At 37.8% G+C, this 20,717-nt stretch carries 19 protein-coding genes; 2 read left to right on the top strand and 17 right to left on the bottom strand.

Annotated features, from left to right (window positions below; all coding sequences use genetic code 11):
- Window positions 1–15: 15 nt before the first annotated feature.
- From RHP56_RS02740 to gnd, 5 genes are all read right to left on the bottom strand, one after another.
- Window positions 16–1,350 carry an aspartate aminotransferase family protein gene (locus RHP56_RS02740; RefSeq protein ID WP_102753126.1) on the bottom strand — a complete coding sequence of 445 codons (1,335 nt, stop codon included), beginning with the start codon at window positions 1,348–1,350 and terminating at the stop codon, window positions 16–18.
- Window positions 1,351–1,424: 74 nt separating this feature from the next.
- A complete protein-coding gene (locus RHP56_RS02735; RefSeq protein ID WP_011679380.1) occupies window positions 1,425–2,855 on the bottom strand; it encodes an APC family permease in 1,431 nt (476 codons plus the stop codon).
- A gap of 223 nt (window positions 2,856–3,078) precedes the next feature.
- On the bottom strand, window positions 3,079–4,461 hold the full coding sequence (locus RHP56_RS02730; RefSeq protein WP_025267858.1) for a gluconate:H+ symporter: 1,383 nt from the start codon (window positions 4,459–4,461) through the stop codon (window positions 3,079–3,081).
- Window positions 4,462–4,549: 88 nt separating this feature from the next.
- A complete protein-coding gene (gntK, locus tag RHP56_RS02725; RefSeq protein WP_011679378.1) occupies window positions 4,550–6,088 on the bottom strand; it encodes a gluconokinase in 1,539 nt (512 codons plus the stop codon).
- Window positions 6,089–6,195: 107 nt separating this feature from the next.
- Window positions 6,196–7,104: a phosphogluconate dehydrogenase (NAD(+)-dependent, decarboxylating) gene (gene gnd / locus RHP56_RS02720; RefSeq protein WP_011679377.1), complete on the bottom strand. Its 909-nt coding sequence runs from the start codon at window positions 7,102–7,104 to the stop codon at window positions 6,196–6,198.
- A 129-nt stretch (window positions 7,105–7,233) separates the two neighbouring features.
- Here gnd and RHP56_RS02715 point away from each other — a divergent pair, with 129 nt between their 5' ends.
- Window positions 7,234–8,088 (top strand): MurR/RpiR family transcriptional regulator, encoded by an 855-nt coding sequence (locus RHP56_RS02715; protein WP_004164526.1) that lies wholly within the window; start codon window positions 7,234–7,236, stop codon window positions 8,086–8,088.
- A 70-nt stretch (window positions 8,089–8,158) separates the two neighbouring features.
- On the opposite strand, the gene budA is transcribed toward RHP56_RS02715, so the two are convergent.
- The 6 genes from budA to ccpA form a co-directional block, all read right to left on the bottom strand.
- Window positions 8,159–8,878 carry an acetolactate decarboxylase gene (gene budA, locus RHP56_RS02710; protein WP_102753125.1) on the bottom strand — a complete coding sequence of 240 codons (720 nt, stop codon included), beginning with the start codon at window positions 8,876–8,878 and terminating at the stop codon, window positions 8,159–8,161.
- 79 nt (window positions 8,879–8,957) lie between these two features.
- Window positions 8,958–9,878 carry a DMT family transporter gene (locus RHP56_RS02705; protein WP_102753124.1) on the bottom strand — a complete coding sequence of 307 codons (921 nt, stop codon included), beginning with the start codon at window positions 9,876–9,878 and terminating at the stop codon, window positions 8,958–8,960.
- A gap of 108 nt (window positions 9,879–9,986) precedes the next feature.
- The gene (locus tag RHP56_RS02700; protein ID WP_102753123.1) at window positions 9,987–10,943 is read right to left on the bottom strand and encodes a cation:proton antiporter; all 957 of its coding nucleotides are present in this window, start codon (window positions 10,941–10,943) and stop codon (window positions 9,987–9,989) included.
- A gap of 172 nt (window positions 10,944–11,115) precedes the next feature.
- A complete protein-coding gene (locus RHP56_RS02695; protein WP_102753122.1) occupies window positions 11,116–12,462 on the bottom strand; it encodes an MFS transporter in 1,347 nt (448 codons plus the stop codon).
- A gap of 113 nt (window positions 12,463–12,575) precedes the next feature.
- Window positions 12,576–14,438, bottom strand: a complete 1,863-nt coding sequence (locus RHP56_RS02690) for an acyltransferase family protein (protein WP_102753121.1) — start codon at window positions 14,436–14,438, stop codon at window positions 12,576–12,578.
- Window positions 14,439–14,546: 108 nt separating this feature from the next.
- Window positions 14,547–15,554: a catabolite control protein A gene (gene ccpA / locus RHP56_RS02685; RefSeq protein WP_011679371.1), complete on the bottom strand. Its 1,008-nt coding sequence runs from the start codon at window positions 15,552–15,554 to the stop codon at window positions 14,547–14,549.
- A 201-nt stretch (window positions 15,555–15,755) separates the two neighbouring features.
- Between ccpA and RHP56_RS02680 the strand changes: the two genes are divergently transcribed.
- Window positions 15,756–16,853, top strand: a complete 1,098-nt coding sequence (locus RHP56_RS02680; RefSeq protein WP_462794725.1) for an aminopeptidase P family protein — start codon at window positions 15,756–15,758, stop codon at window positions 16,851–16,853.
- Window positions 16,854–16,893: 40 nt separating this feature from the next.
- On the opposite strand, the gene RHP56_RS02675 is transcribed toward RHP56_RS02680, so the two are convergent.
- From RHP56_RS02675 to plsX, 6 genes are all read right to left on the bottom strand, one after another.
- Window positions 16,894–17,628: a CPBP family intramembrane glutamic endopeptidase gene (locus RHP56_RS02675; RefSeq protein WP_042250694.1), complete on the bottom strand. Its 735-nt coding sequence runs from the start codon at window positions 17,626–17,628 to the stop codon at window positions 16,894–16,896.
- Window positions 17,621–17,827, bottom strand: a complete 207-nt coding sequence (locus RHP56_RS02670; RefSeq protein ID WP_102753119.1) for a hypothetical protein — start codon at window positions 17,825–17,827, stop codon at window positions 17,621–17,623. The genes RHP56_RS02675 and RHP56_RS02670 overlap by 8 nt, the downstream gene beginning before the upstream one ends.
- Complete coding sequence (locus tag RHP56_RS02665; RefSeq protein ID WP_050884031.1) at window positions 17,828–18,661, bottom strand: Cof-type HAD-IIB family hydrolase; 834 nt, start codon at window positions 18,659–18,661, stop codon at window positions 17,828–17,830. It abuts the gene before it with no gap.
- A gap of 44 nt (window positions 18,662–18,705) precedes the next feature.
- Entirely contained in the window at window positions 18,706–19,158 is a 453-nt protein-coding gene (locus RHP56_RS02660) for a SprT family protein (protein WP_004164537.1), read from the bottom strand.
- A 185-nt stretch (window positions 19,159–19,343) separates the two neighbouring features.
- Complete coding sequence (acpP, locus tag RHP56_RS02655) at window positions 19,344–19,592, bottom strand: acyl carrier protein (RefSeq protein ID WP_010284595.1); 249 nt, start codon at window positions 19,590–19,592, stop codon at window positions 19,344–19,346.
- A 49-nt stretch (window positions 19,593–19,641) separates the two neighbouring features.
- Window positions 19,642–20,688 carry a phosphate acyltransferase PlsX gene (gene plsX / locus RHP56_RS02650; RefSeq protein WP_025267848.1) on the bottom strand — a complete coding sequence of 349 codons (1,047 nt, stop codon included), beginning with the start codon at window positions 20,686–20,688 and terminating at the stop codon, window positions 19,642–19,644.
- Between the last annotated feature and the right edge of the window lie 29 nt (window positions 20,689–20,717).

The following is a 20,717-nucleotide window of genomic DNA, read 5'->3' as shown; positions in this document are numbered from 1 at the left end:
AATCATTATATCATATTACCAACCAATGTGATTATCAGTTTTTGGTAATGCAATTTTACCCGACGCTAAATCAGAAAATGCTTTTTCTAATATTTCAAAGGCGCGCTGCAACTCCTCTTCTTGAATAACTAGTGGGGGTTGAAAACGCAAGGTGTTTCCTCTTAGGCTAATCATAATCGCCCCTAACTCAAAAATATGATAAATTAACTTATTAGTTGCCTCATTATCAGGTTCACCATGATCATTGATAATATCAATACCACCATTCAAACCATATAAACGGACGTCTCCAATAAAGGCATAACGTTTAGCAGCAGACTCAAAGAATGCTTTAGCCAACTCACCCAGTTGTCGAGAACGTGCAACTAAGTTCTCCTCTTCAATAACGTCTAGCGTTGCTAGCGCTGCCGCTGCTGTTACTGGGTTACCAGCGGTCGTGTAAACATTAGCTGGTGCTTGCAGACTGTCCATAATTTCTTTGCGCCCAATAACTGCACTTAAAGGCAATCCACTGGCAATCGATTTACCAACACTCATTAAATCTGGGGCAATTCCAAAATGATCAATTGACCACATTTTACCAGTTCGTCCAAGGCCTTGATTAACCTCATCGACAGCAAAAACAATGCCATGTTCACGTGTAAACTCATAAACCAATTCAACATAATGTTGTGGTGCTTTGATAATTCCACCATCACCTTGAATAGGTTCAATAATAACTAACGCCACTTCATCTGCTGGTAAATAAGTCTCAAATGGTAATTTAAACTGTTTAAATAAACGTTCGGAAAAATCATTGTCGCTTTCTCCGGCTATTCGTTGCGTCTGATCAGGAAAAGGTACTTTCACCGTGTTTGGCAATAGTGGCCCAATTTTTCGAGTCATATTCAAGCTGACTCCTGAGATAGAAAGCGAACCATATGTGGAACCGTGATAAGCACCCGTAAAACTGACAACATATTGTCGCCCAGTATATCCACGGGCAAACTTGATAATCGCATCGTTTGCATCCGATCCCGAATTACCAAAAGCAACTTGTTTTTGGAAGTTTCCTGGTGCTACATTCACTAAGCGATCAGCTAATTTTGCAGTCACCGTGTTAGCAAAATATGCAGGCGTATACTGAATTAATTTTTGAGCTTGGCTAGTAATTGCTTCCACAACCTTTGGATGTGAATGACCTGTATTAGTGGCACTTGCACTAGCCAATAAGTCAATATACTCATGCCCATCTGCATCCGTAATAATGGCTCCTTTTCCGTGATCAATGACAATATCAAAATATTTAACCCGCGTTGCATTTGCCAAGTGAATTTTTTCTTCTTCTAAAATCTCTTTATTTTTTGACATTTTTAGCAGCTTTCACATTTATTTTTAGATTTATATACAAGAAAAGCCCTGTAAATTCAGGACTTTTTGTTAGATTATTTTTGAGACAACTTACTATGCTTAGAACCGTAAACGGCATAAATGATTATACCGACCACAAACCAACCAAAGGCATAAATCTTTGCTTGATTATCCAACTCATAGAAAATAAATCCAGATCCCAATGCGGCCAATGCTGGCATCACTGGGTAAAATGGCATTTTGAAGCCAGGTTCTTGTATATCTTTACCTTCACGAGGACGCAATGCATAAATACCAAGAGAAACAATGATAAAGGCAATCAATGTACCGGCAGAGATCAAACCAGCTAATTCAGTAAAGCTAAATACTGATCCAATCAAGATAGCAATGACTGACAATACTAACAAAGCATTGTTAGGTAATCCTTTATCATTAACTTTTCCTAAGAAACTTGGTAACAAACCGTCACGACCGAAGGCGTAAAGCAATCGTGAACCAGCCAGCATCATACCAATAATTGCTGTAAACATACCGATTAAGGCAACCACTGATAACAAATTAGATGTAAATTCATGACCTGAGTGCAATAATGCCCAGGCAGCAGGAGCGGCATTGTCTTTATACTCTGTATAGTGGAACATACCAACTAATACAAGCGCTACTGTCACGAAAAGGATTGTTGCTACAATTAATGAACCAATGATACCTCGAGGCATGGTCTTTTTGGGATCCTTTGCTTCAGCTGAACTAGCAGCAATTGAATCAAATCCAATGTAGGCTAAGAAAATTTGTGAAGCACCTGCGAATATACCCGACCAACCACCAAAATCAGTGCCTGCCTTATGAGCAGGTATAAATGGTACATAATTACCAGGGTGAATAGCTGTTAAACCAACACCAATAAAGATTAAGATAACTAATACTTTACCAACAACCAGCACATTTTCAACACGAGCCGTCGTGTTTGTTCCGCGCCATAGCAATACTGCGACAATCAAAACCGCAAATAGTGAAGCTATGTCGATGACACCGCCATTTCCAGCAGCAAATGAACCAGCCAAAGCCTTTGGCAATACTAAGTTATGTGAGCCAAGGAATAATTTGAAGTTTGCTGACCACCCTGAAGCCACGAAAGCGACAGCGATGAAATATTCCGCCAAAAGTGCCCAACCGGCAATCCAGCCAAATACTTCACCAAAGACAACGTTTGCCCAAGAATAAGCAGATCCGGCAAATGGTAATGCCGAAGCAAACTCCGCATAAGCAAACGCAGCAAGTCCTGAAACAATTGCCGCAATTACGAATGAAATTGCAACCGCTGGTCCAGCATGGTTAGCTGCAACAATACCTGGTAAGGTAAAGATAGCTGTAGATACGATAGTCCCAATACCTAAAGCTAACATTTCTTTAACACCTAACGTCTTACGTAGATGTCGATCACTAGTGGTAAAACTAGCAGGAGTCGCTTTATGTAGCCACCCTGTTCTTGTTTTTGATTCTGACATATGTTTATCCCTTCAACTCTATAAAAGTTACTTTAATATATTAACATTTTCTAATTTTATTGTCAACGTTTCCCATATAAGGAATGATTATGCCAATCAAATTATTATTTTCGTTGGATTTTGATAATAAAATAGCGTTTCGATAAAGTTTAATAGAATAAATCTGTTACTTACCACCTTTCCAAATTAAAAATGCTATTCCAATCGGAATAGCATTTTTAATTTAAGCAAATACTGACGTTAAAATCAAAATAATAATCAAACCAGTTACGGAAATAATTGTTTCCAAAACAGTCCAAATTTGGAATGTCTGCTTAACTGATAAGTCGAAAAATTCTTTAAAAATCCAAAATCCTGCATCGTTCACGTGTGAAGCTATTAATGACCCGGCACCAATAGCTAACGCTACGAATACTGGCAATAATGTGTTACCAGGATTGGCGGCTAAAATACCCGTAACAATCCCCGCCGCAGTCATACCAGCCACTGTAGCTGAACCAACTGAAACTCGCAAGACTGCCGCAACAGCCCAAGCAAACAACACAATAGCAATCGGGCTCATGGCACCACCAGCTTGGAAAATCGTCGCAATCTTGTCAGACAACCCCGAAGTAACCAAGACACCACGCAAGGCGCCACCACCACCAACAATTAACAAAATTCCAGCAACAGCTGACATTCCTTCGTTCAATGATTTTCCTACTTCAACCATTGTTTTCTTTTGCCAAATACCCATTGTAAAAATAGCAAAAACTAGTGCGATTGTCATAGCTACTGCAGGATTAGCCACAAACTCGACAATTTGATCAATTGTATTTGGGTTCTTTGGCGTTACACCACCTGTGTAAATTAACTTATAAATTGTAGCAATGATCATGAATATCAATGGAAAGACAGAAGTTAGTACGGACAAACCGAACTTTGGTGTCGCATCCAAGTCATACTTTTTTGCGGGTCCAACTGCTTCAATTTCTGTTTTAAATTGAAAAGCATCTGGTGCATATTTTTGTGCTAATTTTGTAAATGCTGGGCCGGCCACAACTGCAGTAATTACTGATACAATCAAACCAAAAATCAACATCATTCCAATATTAGCACCTAAAGCTGAGGCAACAGCTGTTGGCGCCGGCTGTGGTGGCAAAAATCCTTGTGCCGAACTTAAGGCAGCTGTCATTGAGATACCTAAGTAAAGCAATGGCACGCCAGCTTCAATAGCAACAGCAAATACGATTGGAATTAACAACACCATACCAACACCAAAAATCATTGAGATACCAATAATAAACGATGCGATCAATACTGCCCACTGCAGACGCTTAACACCAAACCAATCAATCAATGTTTTGGCAATACGGTATGATCCACCTGCATCAGCGACTAAGCGGCCAATCATACCCCCAAAAATAAAGATTACCGAGTTTGGACCAAGAATATTTCCTACTCCTTCGCTACCAAGCACGGCACTTGGTATCTCCATGGGCTTCATGCCAAGCAACAAGGCAAGAATAAAAGCAGTAATAATTAGTGAAACAAATGTGTTTAACTTTAACTTTGCAATCAAAATAAGCAAAATCAAAATTGACACAATCAACATAACAAATTCCATCTACTTGCATTAACGGTCTCTGACCGTTATCTCCTTTTCATTTACAAATACATTCTTCCCCACTCATACACAGTAACTATTTACTAAACTATTTTGAATGCTTCCTTTGATAATTAGCAATATTTTGATATTCTGTCTGCAATTGACGAGATAATCGGATAAAGATTGGTGCTAATTCTCGATAGGCTTCAAAGTTTTTTGGCTCAGGAAAATACGTATTAGCTGCCCCAATGTATTTCTCAATCTCATATAAACTATCAATTTTTCCTAGTGCTTTTTGTGCAACAATAACTGCGGCCAGCGCCCCAGATTCAAATGCCTCTGGAACTGTGACAGGTTGTTCAAAAATATCCGCAAACATTTGCCGCCATAGTGGTGAGCGTGCGAAGCCACCCGTTGCTTGGATTGATTTCAAATCACCTACAACTTCTTCGAGTGCCAAGCTAACCATAAACACATTAAAAGTAATACCTTCTAATACTGCGCGTAACATATGTGCACGCGTATGCCCATGATTAAGACCAAAGAACGATCCTCGCGCATTGGCATCCCAAATTGGTGCACGTTCACCACCTAGGTATGGATGAAAAATCAACCCCTCGGACCCAGCTGGAATACGCTCGGCAATTTCCGTTAACAAATCATAGGAATCTTTTCCAAGTAAGGCAGCTGTTGATTTTTCAGCATCAAACATATTATCACGTGCCCAACGGAAGACATCCCCACCATTATTAACAGGACCACCCACAACCCAATTATCTTTATCCAAAGCATAGGTGAACGTACGACCTTTAGGGTCGATAACCGGTTGCTCTGACACGACTCGAATAGCACCTGAAGTACCAATTGTAATTGCCGCAACACCAGGTTTAACTGCGTTAACACCTAGGTTTGAAAGTGGCCCATCACCGGCACCGTAAACAAATGGTGTGTTTGCTGGAAGACCAATCAACGCAGCATATTTTTCAAACATACTTGTTTCGTATTCATAAGGTTCAACTGGTTGTGGCAGCTGTTCTTTACGAACACCAGTTACTGACAAGGCTTGGTCATCCCAATCCAAATTAAAAATGTTGAACAAACCAGTTCCAGAAGCAATAGAAATGTCCATCTTATTTGAACCAAAAAGTCGATGGAATAAGTATTCCTTAATGCCCAAATAATGCGCTGCTTTTTGATAAATATCAGTATGTTCTGATTTTAACCATAATAGCTTGGACAATGGCGCCATTGGATGGATAGGTGTACCGGTATTTTTATAAATTTGTTGGCCTATACCGTTGGCCTTCAATTCTTCGGTGTATTTCACCGCACGCGTATCTGCCCAAGTAATGGCGCGTGTCAATGGGTTCCAATCTTCATCAAATGCAATTAATGAGTGCATTGCTGAACTAAATGATACGGCAGTAATCTGATTACCTTTATTCAAATCAGCTACACGTACAACCTCTGATAATGCGGAAACCAATGCCTCAAAAAGTTCATCAAGATCTTCTTCAGCCATATCAGGCAAATCACGGTACAAAGCATAACTTTTATTCGCACTTGCTACGACAACGTTCTTATCATCAAACAGAACTGCCTTCGTTGATGTCGTGCCGATATCAACTCCTATCATATACTCCATTTGTTTACCTCCAATCGATGTTAAGCGTTTAATATTTTCTCTCCTAAACAGAAAAAGCTCCCTTAAGCGGGAGCTTTGTTCATTAAGCTGAACAGTTTTTCTATTAATTACTTAGCTGCGTCCATTGCGTGACCGCCGAAGCCGTTACGCAAAGCTGAAACAACCTTACCAGTAAATGTGTCATCTTGCAATGAACGGTAACGCATTGCTAATGATAAGTAGATAACTGGTGCAGGTACGTCCAAGTCCAATGATTCTTGAACTGTCCACTTACCTTCACCTGAAGAATGCATACGACCAGCGATAGCATCCAAATGTGGATCCTTGGCGAATTGTTCTTCAGCCAATTCCATCAACCATGAACGGATAACTGATCCGTGGTTCCACAACTTTGAAACAGCTTCATAGTCGTAGTCAAATTGTGAGGCTTCCAATACTTCGAATCCTTCAGCAATTGCTTGCATCATACCGTATTCGATACCATTGTGAACCATCTTCAAGTAGTGACCTGAACCCAAACGACCTGTGTACAAGTAACCATCTTCTTCAGAAATTGACTTAAACAAAGGTTCGATGATCTTCCAAGCTTCGGCATCATCGCCACCAATCATGAAGTTACCACCATTACGGGCACCATTCATTCCACCAGAAGTTCCGGCATCAAAGAACTTAATACCAGCAGCAGATGTGCGCTTGTTTTGTTCCAAGTTATCCTTGTAGTTAGAGTTACCACCATCAATAATGATGTCACCCTTGTCCATCTTCTCAATCAATGTATCGATTGTTGAGTTAGTTGGTACACCAGCTGGCACCATAACCCAAACTGCCTTTGGAGATGGCAACTTTGACAACATATCATCAATGTCAGAAGCAGCTTCAACTGATGCTGAATAGTCAGTTGCTTCCTTAACAAAGTCAGCGTTTAAATCAAACGCAACAACTTCGTGACCGTTATCAACGGCGTTCTTTACCAAGTTCAAGCCCATCTTACCAAGGCCGATCATCGCAAACTTCATGTCTACTTACCTCTTTGTTTTTTGAGTTTTTAATACACTTTTATTATATGAAAATAATTTACACATTGCAACCTTATTATTGAAAATTGTTTTCTAATCTTGTATTATTAGTTTATTGGAGCATTAAAAATGGCAAATAACATCATAGCCCAATTACGGGCACAACGTAAACAATATAATACAACTGAACAAAAATTAATTGATTTCATTATTAATCATGTTAGTGAAGCTCGAGAGGCCAACATTCAGGAAATGTCTGAATTATCAGGTGTTTCTACCGCCACTATTTCACGTTTTGTCAAAAAAATCGGCTTAGAATCATTTCGTGAATTTTCTGTTTCACTAGCAAGTGCTGCCACGCAAATGGCAGCATCTGTCGATTTATTTGGAGAAATAGCTGATACAGATGATACCATTGCGGTTGCTCAAAAAGTTTTTGGCGGTGCAGAAAATGCTTTAGCAGCAACCGTTAGTAACTTAACAGCAACACAGTTGGACGAAGCCACATTGGCTTTAATATCAGCTCGTCGCGTTGGCTTTTTTGGTATCGGTGGATCATCTATTGTTGCTTTTAATGCTTACCATAAGTTCTTGCGTACTCCAATTGACGTCATCGCTCATCCAGATTACGATGTTCAATTAATGCAAGCCGTTAAACTTAATTCAAATGATACTGCAGTTGTTATTTCACATTCCGGTCGAAATAAAGACACACTTCTCATCGCAAAAAAGTTGCACGAACAACATGTTAAAATTATCGCAGTAACTTCATTTAAAGATTCGCCGCTAGCAAAACTAGCGGATCTAGTATTATTATCATTGGCAGAAGAAGTTAATTTCCGAAGTGAATCCATGAGTTCGTTAATCGCACAACTTACAATCATCGATACTTTATTTACTTTAGTTGGTTCACATTTATCGCAAGATACTCAGAGTGTTGTTGATACCATGCGCGATGTTATTGAAGAAACAAGATCACATTAAAAAGGAGCTCAATGAGCTCCTTTTTTTGATATTATTACTTTTCACATAGCATTCGCCAAAGGAAATACTGCTAATTTTTTCCGCCTTCACTGGCCTCAATGGCTTTATCCAAACCAGCTATATCCTGATTCATGCTTCTAAAGTCAGCATTATTAATAGGTAGATGTTGCAAAAAGTTATCAAAAACTTCTAAAGTACCATCGACATCTGTTGCTTCAAAATCCAAAACGTGCCCAGCAAAGGTTAAATCATCTGACAAAAAGTGTAAATGCCACCCTGCTGCGGTTGGACCGCCAAAAACTTTTGGTGCATAATATCCAACTAATGTACCAGTTATGTTGTCTGCTTTGAATTCAGGCTGCTGTTCAGCTACTTGTAACAAACTTGGATATGGCTTCTCTTGTTTTGTTACAATACGAACGTGAACGTGGGAAAACTCACCACGCAGTTTTAAGGCAGAGAAAACGTTAAATAACTGCTTATCTTTCAAGTTCTGAGTCAAATTACTATATTTTATTTTTTTAAAAGGTAATTTTTGGCTTGCCTCCGGTTGATCAAAATGGATTGATGCAAAAGGTAATGTAGTTTGTTTATCAGTAATGTGGTGAACTTTTCCTGTACTATCAGCTTGATAGGCTTCCCCGTTTAGAAAAATAGCTTCACCATTGAGGCCCTCAAAAGTACCAATGCCAGTGTCCCCATGTTCCAACATTTCAGCGACTGTTATTGTCCCTGACATTTGGCGCGCTACTAATTGTGCTAATGTACCATGTTGATATATTGTTGTCATGTTTTGCCTCACTTCTTACCTATCATTTTAAGTTTATCAGTATAATAATGCAAATAAACCAGAAAAATTGAGCAAATACTTAATTTATTTTGGGATCACTAAGCCTTTTTTTAAAGATACGTTCGAGGGGTAAGCTGATTAAAAATATTGTTGAAATAATGAACAAGATTCCTACAACTTGAAACATCCTTAAGTGAACATGTAAAAGTGTCACCGACAAAAGAGTCGCCACCATCGGCTCAATGGTAGATAATAAACTTGCTGTAGTAGGTTTTAATTGGCTCAGGCTCATAACATATAAAGCATATGGTAGTAATGTGCCAGCTATAATAATAAACACCATGATAATCCAGTCTTTAGTGCTCACCTGAGATGGTATATACCAAATGGGATGAAAAAAGTTCTCAGCTGTTCCACCCACCAATAACCCCCAAGCAACTACAACCAAGGGTGACTGTTTTTCAAGCAAAGGTTTTGGAATAAGTGTATACGCAGCTAAACCAAATGCAGATAGTATACCCCAAAATAAAGCTTTAGAGTTTACTACTAACTGATTGATGTTGCCATTAGTAATTAACAAAAATACACCAGTTAAGGCAATCAGAATTGACCAAATATCTAAGCGAGAAGGAAGCGTTCTCGTCGCTAAGCTCAATAAAATAACAATGATAGTTGGGCCAAGTGATTGCAGAATGGTTGCTGTTGCTGCGTCACCAAAGTATACAGATAAAAAGAAACTGGATTGTGCTAACAAAACACCAACGATACCGTATAAAATAATTAGAACAACATCTTTTTTGTTCAACCATATTTCAAAAACCCGACGGCCTGAAAAACAAAATAATACAATTAACAAAATTATTCCTGACAAGCTCATTCTGACACCAACCAGCCACTCCGGATTAATATTTTGATTACGAAATAAAATACTTGCCAATATGCCACTAATCCCAAATAAAGTCGCACTTAAAACCCCACAAATTATGCCCTGCTTTTTCATCCCAATTGATCCCTTTCGAATACTAGTTATAATTTAGAATAACCTAATCGATGAGATTCGTATACCTATTTTGTCATTATATTCTTTTTTTAATATAAAATAAGCTTTTTATATGTTAGCAAATAATGGTTTCATTAAAATTGGCGCAATGAGCGTAGAAAAAATAATCACCAAGATAAGCTCTCCTGAGACTGCAGCGCTAATGACTTGTGATGATAAACCTATCTGTGTAATGACTAATGCCATTTCCCCTCTCGATACCATACCCGCACCAATAGCTTTTGCAGCTGTATCGTTCAAGCCAGATATTTTAGCTCCAATCCATGATCCAACAAATTTTGTGATAATCGCTAACAAAATAAATAAGGCAATCGCTACAATTTTATTGTTCAATTGTCCTATCGAAACATTCAAGCCTATTGATCCAAAGAACATAGGATAAAAAATCCACTGTCCAACCCGATTTGTATTTTCGAATATTTGATCCGCAATCAATGTTTTCCTCAGAAAAATGCCGATAACAAAAGCAATTAATGGTAACAGGCTACTCATATTGAAGCCACCATTACCAATAAATACGGAAAATAAAGTAACGGCTAGCAATGAAATAACATCGTCAATTATGGCGGCTGACAATATTATTGCGCCAACTGCTGATGTTAATTTTTTTTGCTCAGCTAAAACAGCTAATGTAATTGATATTGATGTGGCAGAAAAAACTATACCCGAAAACAAAGAGACTGATACACTATATCTCATTAAAATAAACGCAATTGGAAATGCAATCATCGGAATAACAACACCCATGATTGCTATTAATGATGAAGCTTTGACATATTTTTTCATTGTTTTCATATCTGACGCCAATCCAGAACTTAGCATCAATATAAAAATACCAATTTCAGACAGCACATGAACTAAATGTGTGCTATGAACGACGTTTAAAAAGCTCATGCCCAAGACAATGCTAGCAAGTAATTGACCTATGACCTCTGAAAGGCCTAGTTTTACAGCTACTTTCCCGAAAAATAGAGTTACTGTGATTAATAATAGAACATTTATCATATCGTTTATTTCTCCTAAACAAAAAGAAAAAAGCTTCAAAAATCAACTAGCTCCCCGACTAGTTAACTTCTTGAAGCTTTCGCCCAACCGTTAATAATTTATTATATCCAATACTAGCATGCTTTATCGTGGAACGCAATCAAGTCGGCATCACGTCTTCTCAACCGAATAGTTAATTCGACTTGATTCTGACTGTCAGTAGTAATCCAATGAGTGGCACAACAATAAACCAGCGACTTGTCATTAACAACGCATGTACAAATGATGAATTGGTATTAATTGCGGTGATTAAAATAGAAGCAACAACCACACTTCCTGCACCAATGACTTGACGCATCGTAGTAATAATCGCAGTACCATGACTAACTAAATTTTTAGGTAGTGCGTTATTTGCCGCAGTAATTGCGGGCATCATAATGAAAGCATTGCCACCTTCAAGTAACATAGCTGCTATCAAACACGCTATCCACGAAAATGACCCTAAAGTACCCAAAATCGCATACCCTACAAGCATCATTGCCATACCAATATAAACTAATTTTTTTAACCCAATTCTGTTGAGCATCGCCCCTGATCTTGGATTCAATTGGCTGAGAAAGATTGCTGCAGGTACCATGAGTAGTCCTGACCACAATGGGCTAAAATGAAAAACTTTTTGATAAAACAAAGGCATCAGAACCGTTGCAATAATTAGTCCTGAATATGATAATCCCGTTAAAAACATAGCTGGAACATAGCCTCTATATTTGAGCACCGCTAAATCTAAAAACGGTTGAGGTAACTTTACTTGACGAACGATAAATATGGCTAATAAACTGACACTAATTATTAAAATCAACCACCACGAGAAGTTAATTCCTGATGTTGGAATGATTGAAATGTCATACAAAATGCCGCCAAATCCGAGTAAGGTTATAGCCGAAAACCAATCGAATTCAGATGGTTTCATAGTGTGCGTGTTTTCTATTTTATTTTGCAAAACAATAATCAAAATCAGCAATATGACAAAAAATAACATAAATAAAGCACGCCAAGAAATCCATTGCAGGACAACGCCAGAAATAATCGGACCAACAGCTAAGGCTGAACCCATAACTAAACCAACTACGCCCATAGCGACACCTCGTTGATTTTTATCAGTATTTTCCATGATGACACTTTGAAATGTTGGAAATAAGGCCCCCACCGCTAAACCTTCTAACAATCGACCGATAATAATACCGGTAAAGTTGGGTGTAACCATAGCCAAAAACGTTCCTAGTAAAAAAAGGGCTACAATTCCATTGAGTAATTTACGTAAGGACACATTATCCAAAAGCCAAGGACTTAGCGGCATGACTAGTGTCATTGCAACCATAAAACCTGTTGTTAACCACTGAACAGTGCTCGCGTTAACATTAAAACTTTTCATCAAAATCGGATAAGCCGTTGTCATAGTAGATTGACTAATCGACATGATAAATGCAATCGATAATAACGCAAGTGAAAATGGTGTTAATTTTCTGATGTTTTTAAACATAATACCCCCTCAAACACTTATTTATATTCATTCTAATATAAATAAGTATAAAATTCAACTTTTGACGGATAATTTATAATGATATTGTGTTAAAACGTTGCATGCGCTAATTCTTACTTGATTTTGTTCACATCACCTGTTTTTTCAACAATCAATCTGACGTAATTTCGTGCGCCAAGAGGTCCTTGGTGGACACCATCATCAGCGAACCAATCCGAATGTTTTTTTGCCAAACGATACCAGTCAATAATATGTAGATTTTTATAATCATTATTAGCTTTCGCCAACATATCATTGTTATCTTTCTGCCAAGGTTTACTCTGTACTAAATTATTAATCCAATAAACCTGTCGCTTTGTACCAAAGGTTTTCATCATGCAATCTAAATCTTGTCTTCTAATCTCACCATTTGTTCCTAATCCTACCAAGATGTTCGGTGCCAACTCATCGTTGCGAGCCATTTTTTTCACTAAATTCGGTGCCTCATAGGCTTGGCGCCCCACCTTTGCGTCGACCACTATCTTGGGATTAATGTCTTGGAGATATGGTGCTGAATCTAACATAACCGAATCACCAATAGCTGTAAATGACATATTCTTGAAGCTCATGTATTGTGCAGCGTTTAAATCATATGTTGCAATTACTTTTTTATCAGCTGCCGACATGTTTTTATTACTTGATCGCTTAGAAGAGTGTTTAGCCGATTTTTGAGCGATTTGATTACTTTTTTTCACCGCCAATTTATTTTTGAGTAATTTCTTTTGTAATTCAGTCTGTGGTTGCGGTTGACCAGCATTTTGACTTGCTAATCCATGACCTATGAAAAGCAAAAAAATCAGCGCAGGCGTTAAAATTAAGAAAAATCGATTACGTGATTGCACCAACCAGTGACCAACTTGGCGCAGGTTTTCTCCATTACGGAACAAATTTTCAACATAGCGGTAGCTCATTTCACTTAGCAGCAGAACAAGCGCAATTTCAATCAATATATTCAAAACACTTGGTTGATAATGTGGGATAAATTTTTCGTAAAACACAAAAACTGGTAATTGATATAAGTAGATACTATAGGAACGTTTCCCTAAATAATTTAAAAGTTTGTTATCCAATATTTTGGCATGCCAGGAAGCCGAATGAGCTGTTACAGCAACCAAAACAGTACTTGCTATAGTTAACAAGTACATTAATCCATAATAAGTCGCAGGATGTTGCCCATTCAACCATAGTGTTCCTAATCCCCAAAGTAAAAAGGAACAGAATCCCGCAATATTAAGATAGCGTTGCACCTTGCTACTAACATGATTAGAGAGCTTAATCGAGGGCCAAACAAATGCTAGGGCTGTGCCCAATAGGATAGCAAATAGTCGGGTATCCGTGCCATAATATACTCGATTAATAGCAGTAGGATCATACAAAACAGCCATTAATATTGCACTAATTAATGAAAGCAAAATTAGTACTCTAGCAATATTTATTCGCTTCAAACCCAATCGTAAAATAGCCCAAACAACTATCGGCCAAATAAAATAAAATTGTCCCTCTATCGAAAGTGACCATAGATGTGTGAAAGGCGAAGCACCACCAAATTGTTGAAAATAGGACGGTCCATGGCCAATTGCCCAAAAGTTAAAGACATACAATAAATTAGTTTCAACAGTAGGACGTAAATTGTAGACTAACTGATGATCAAAAAGCAAAATCACCGCAGTCACTATCAACATCATGGCTACTAAAGCAGGATACAAACGCTTTAATCTGCGTTTATAAAACTTAAAAATTGCAATCTTGTGATTACGATCAAACTCTTGTATCAATTGATCAGTAATTAAATATCCTGAAATCACAAAAAAAAGTGGCACGCCAAACCAGCCACCGACAAATTTTGTGGGCATTAAGTGAAATAAAATAACACCAATGACAGCTAAAGCACGTAAGCCATCAAATCCCTTGATATAACGTCTTTTTGGACTTTCCATAATTTTGACCGTTATGTTCCCTCAATAATCTCAAATACACGAAATCTACATCATTTCTCTAATTTTACTTTTATTAACGTAACATGTCAAATATTTCAATATTATTTCTTAATTAATTGTTGTTCCTCGTTTTTCAAATGTATGTGGTAACGTAACTTGCATGTTATCCACCACTTCATTATTCATCAATTTAGTTAACATACGCATTGCGACTGCACCAATATCGTACTTAGGTTGACCGATTGATGTTAGCGCAGGACGCGTCACAATTGCAAATTTTGTATCATTTGATGTGATGATTTCAAAATCTTCAGGAACTGACTTCCCTTGATCGCGCATATAATTCATGATTCCTAATGCAACTTCATCATCATGAACAATGGCTGCTGTTGCATTAGTTGCAAATATTTTATCAGCGATTTGATAGCCAGCAGAATAGTCCTGATGAGAGGCAAATAACAAATCCTCATCAAACTCTTGTCCGGCAGCTTCTAGACCTGCTTGGTAGCCAACTAAGCGATGTTGTTTGTTAATTGCATATTCCATTGGTCCGGTAACTAACGCTACACGTTCATGTCCATTTTTAACTACCATTTCAACCGCTTCTTTAGTAGCTGCAATATAGTCAATGTTAACACTTGGCAAAACCTTTTCAGCATCAATAGAACCAGCTAAAACAACCGGTGCATCAACAGAGGAGATTGTCTTTAAAACTTCACGATCCAATTCATTGCCCATAAAAATAATGCCATCAACTTGCTTGCTGGCAAGATTGTTAATAGCCATTGTTTCACGCACAGGATCTTCATCTGTATTTGTTAGCAAGACATCATAATGATACATATTAGCGACATCATCAATGCCTCGTGCCAGCTCTGAATAGTACATGTCTGTTACGTCTGGCATCACAACACCAATGGTAGTCGTCTTTTTTGAAGCCAGCCCACGTGCTACAGCATTGGGATGGTAACCTAATTCTTCAATCGCATCCAATACTTTACGTTTCGTAGATTCACGGACATTACTGTTGCCATTTACAACTCGCGATACTGTTGCTAGTGATACACCAACTCGACTAGCAACATCATAAATTGTAGCCGTTTGCTTTTTTTGCATAATTTATTCCTCTTTAATACATTTATTATTATTTTTTTTAGAAGTTATCTACACTATTATATCAAATCAGAATCAAATTGCAAACGCTTACAACATTAATTATAAGTGTTTTCATCATTGTTTCACTTTGTTACAAGAAAAGATTCATCATGATGAAAGTGATACAATGTATTTATATAAAATTTCACAGGAGTTAGTGTCATGAATGCAGAAAAAATCAGCGCATTAACTAGCTGGCTGACCAAACAAGAGTTGTCAGGCGCTATCATTACAAATTACCACAGTGTTGCCTATTTAAGCGGTTTTGAATCTGATCCAATAGAACGTGTTTTAGCGCTCGTTCTACTGGAAAATAGTGAACCTTTTTTGTTTGGACCGGCACTGGAAGTCAACAGTATGAAAGAAAGTGGCTGGCGCTATGCTGCTTTTGGCTATGAAGACCATGAAAATCCTTGGTTAAAATTAACTAACCATATTAGAACATTAACCAACGGTAAAAAGTTTGCCATTGAGGCCGATAATCTAACAGTTGCACGTCTTAAATTACTGCAAACCGCTTTTCCTGATGGAGAGTTTTCTATTGACATTACAGATCAAATTAATCAACTTCGCCTAATAAAAACACCAGACGAAATAGCACATATGAAGGCCGCTGGTCGTGATGCCGATCGCGCCTTTGAGATTGGCTTTAACGCACTAGAGAGTGGTATATCAGAGTTAGCTGTTGCCGCTGAATTAGAATATGAACTCAAAAAAGCAGGCGTATCTAGCATGAGTTTTGAAACGCTAGTTCAATTTGGGGCCCACGCCGCTGACCCACATGGTTCAACATCAACAAATACACTCAATAATGGTGAAATGGCGTTGTTTGATTTAGGAACGATGACTGAAGGATATGCCTCAGATGCCACAAGGACAGTAGCTTTTGGAAACGTGAGCGACGAAGCCAAAAAAATACATGCTATTACGCTCGAAGCACAACTCACGGCCCAATCACAAGCTAAAATTGGTATGACAGCCAGCGAACTGGATTCCATCGCACGAAATATCATTACAAAAGCTGGCTATGGTCAATATTTTAATCATCGACTCGGACATGGCTTAGGCTCATCAGTACATGAGTTTCCTTCAATCATGGCGGGAAATGATATGATTCTTGAAGAAGGCATGGTCTTTTCTATTGAACCTGGTATCTACGTTCCAGGTGTTGCTGGTGTCCGTATTGAAGATAGTGGTTATATGAGTAAAGAAGGTTTCATTCCTTATACACACACAACCAAAGAACTACTACAATTCTGAAATAAATAAAAGACCAATGACTTAAGTCATTGGTCTTTTATTATATAGCATTCATAATTGCTACAACTAGCAATGGTATCATTGTTATACCATTATTCAACATATGAACGGCAATACTATTTTTCAAATCACCAGTTTTTTTGTAAATGTAGGCGAGCACCATCCCCATGCTAGCGTATATCACATAACTTAAGGTGTCGGCGAGATTAGTGGGAATCGTATCCATGTGTGGCAGTGCAAAAACTGCCCCCGACAAAATAATATTTGCCCACCACCAACTTTTGCGGAAAAAATAATTTAAAATAAGCCCACGAAAAACTAATTCTTCAACTACAGGTGCTAAAAACGTACCATAAATTACCATAGCAACCATTGTCACATTTAAATTTGAAGTTAGCTCATTAATAGCCTCTTGATTTTCGGTTGTGGTAACCCCTGTTAGTTGAACCCGTAATTGAGCTAGTATCATCTCGATGGCTATCATAACAAACCACATACCTACTAGCCACCAGAGGCCTCGCCAGTTTCGAATATCTGGTTTGGTAAAGACTGGGCCAGATACATTTTTTCTTAGTAGTCTATAAGCATAGAACCCAATGCCTATATAAAAAATGAACATTGTTGCGGCACACAATATTTGTAAAAATATATTATCTGTTTTTGTAGCAAGGACCAAAGGGATGGGTGCCACAACTATTAAAAATAGCGTAAAAACAACATTGATTATTCTAAGCAGTAAAGATTTTGGTCTTACTTCATTTGTCGTTTCAAGCATCGTCATCCTCATCCAGTGTGCGCTTTTTCTTTTGCCAATACAGCCATACAAAACAAATGTTAAACACGATGAACAAAACAGCAACAAGCGTTATCGTTACCCATAATGGCCAGTTTTGTTGGTCACTCAACAAGAATATTACGACAAAAAGTGCGAAACTAACAACCGACAGTATGATTCTCGTAATTAAATTACCCATTTATTTTCCTGTATGTTCATTAATGAATTCCGCAACCGCGCCTTCATTATTTGTTTTTGACAATACCAAGTCAGCCATTTCTTTAATTTCCGGTTTAGCATTTGCCACGGCAACACCTACGCCTGCGGCTTTGATTTGAGCTGCATCATTCAAATTATCACCCAACGCAGCAACTTCGTTTCGTGATATTCCCAGCATGTCAGCTAATTCTAATCCGGCAGAACCCTTGTCACTCCCCTTGGGATTGAACTCAACATAACGATTGGAACTGAATGTTGTCAATACCCTATCAGCAAGCTGAGCATTAACCGTGTCAGCAATTTTTTGTAATACATCTGGATCATGATGTTCAAAAATAACTTTCATTATCGTTTTTTCATTCGAAAGAAAATCTAACTTATCGTTGGCCATTTCTTGATATGGCACACTACGTTCTCTCATATATTGTTCATCATTTTTTGAAATATTATAAATGAATAGTGTATCTATCGTGTAGATGTGTGTATCAATGTCCGCCTGAATCTGGCCAAGAGAGAAAATTTTCTTGGCTAATTCTAAATCCATGCCGTGTTGGACAATAATCTTTTCGCCACCATCTTCATGGATTTCCACGATTGCACCACCGTTGTATGAAACCACGTACTGTTTGTTTTGCTTGTTTAAGCCTAGATCCTTTAATGTACCAAAAACAGACTTATAAGAACGCCCAGTATTAGGAACAAAATAGCCGCCATTTTTCACAAATTTTTGAACAGCAGTGACATTTTGAGAATTAATCGTACCATCATCATCGAGCAACGTTTCATCTAAATCTGAAAGAATCAATTTTATCATTATAATCTCCAATTGTGTTTGTACATTCATTATAACAAAACAGTTTATTTATTCGATAATTTACCAATAAATTTTATCCGTGCTTGACACTGACCACATCGATAGCGTTCAGTTTGAAATCGGCGTTTTCGAATAATATCATGCCCATTTTCACAACGATATAACCACTGACACTTAGATGATTGTCTTTCACCAATATCAGGTGCATATCGAATACCGCCCACACGTACTAATAATTGTTTAAAATCGCTATCCTTGTGTTGGTACCCTTGATGACTTAAATGTAGATGATAGTGTACCAATTCATGCTTGATAATTTTGTTAAAGTCTTCTAATGTAACCATTTTAGGATTGAATTCTAAATCATGTGTTTTCAAAAGATAGCGACCACCTGTTGTTCGTAGATGACTATTGAATGTTGCATGATGTTGAAATGGACGATCAAAACTATCAAATGATATTTTCTCAACAAGATTTTGTAATTCGTTATCTGTCATTTTAACACATCGTTTCAATTAATATTTTGGCCAACCATACAAAAAGTCCCCAAACAAATAACAATTTGTGAGGACTTACTTTAACAAAAATATATCATGATTCAGTACAATGCCTGCAATCATTAAAAGGTATCTATATTGTAAATGTTTGTTAGTCCAATGAATGACACAAAGTATTTAAACATTTAATTTTGGTGTTCAACAATGTAGTCGACTGTCTGTTGCAACGTAACCAAATTTTCAGCATCATCATCAGAAATTTCGACATTAAACATATCTTCTACTTCTAATACCAGCTCAACAAAGTCGATAGAATCCGCATCGATATCTGTCAAAAAATTCAAATCCGGCGTAATGGTATCTCTTTTCACATTAAATCGTTCTGCAATTTCATCCGCCATCATATTATAAATTGCTTCTTTTTCCATTGCCATCAGTAATTACTCCCAGAATCTTTAATCTAAAGAACTATTATACCATAACTTATTCACTAATTTGTGACTGCAATTCATTCTTCGCAGCTTGCAACTCATCCTTATGGTCTGCAATGTATGTTCGAATATCTGGCACTAGATTTTTTTCAATCATTTTTTTAATCTGTCCCATTGTATTAGCAACTGCATTAGCTTTGGCAGAACCATGCGTTTTAACGACAGGCGCATTAACACCTAAGATTACTGCACCACCAGCTTCATTATAGTCCAACTTCTTTTGAATATCTTTGAAAGCTGGCTTTAACAAGAGACCGCCCATCTTACCACGAAGCCCTGTTTGCATAATAGCCTGCTTAATTTGCTTCAACATCATCAATGCAGTGCCTTCCGTTGCTTTCAATGCTGCATTACCCGAAAAGCCATCAGCTACCACTACGTCTGCAGTTCCTTCTAATAATTCACGTGCTTCCACATTACCCAAAAAATTAAAAGATTGTGAGTTTTTCATCAGCTGATGCGCTATTTTATGAACCTCATCCCCTTTATCCTCTTCTGCACCATTGTTCAATAAACGCACTCGTGCATCATTAATTCCTAAAACATGAGAAGCATAAAAGCTCCCTAATATTCCGTATTGATATAAATGTGAGGCTTTACTTTCAGCATTTGCACCCAAATCCATAAATACAAATTGATCATTTTCACCAGCAAAGCTTGGTAAAGCGGTGGCCAAAGCTGGACGGTCAACACCTTTGATACGACCAATCAAGAAAATAGCACTTGATAGTAGGGCCCCTGTATTTCCAGCACTAAATAAAGCATCGGCATCGCCAGCTTTAACGGCATTTGCGGCACGAACCATTGATGAGTCTTTTTTACGTCGCATTGCTTTAACCGGCTCATCACCCATCTCAATAACTTCAGTTGTGGGAATTAAGGTAATATGTGACCAATCCTTTACAAGTGGCTTAACCTGTTCACTTGTTCCAAAGAGTAAAAATTCAATATCTGGATAACGATCACGAGCTATTTCTACACCCTTGACTATTTCCATCGGTGCGTAATCGCCACCCATTGCATCTATTGCGATTTTCATATTTTTTAAATGTGTCAACTAATATTAGC

The sequence above is a fragment of the Leuconostoc sp. C5 genome (genome assembly GCF_056530425.1).
Note: the sequence above shows the minus strand (reverse complement) of the source record. Positions and strands in the feature narration are given on the sequence as shown.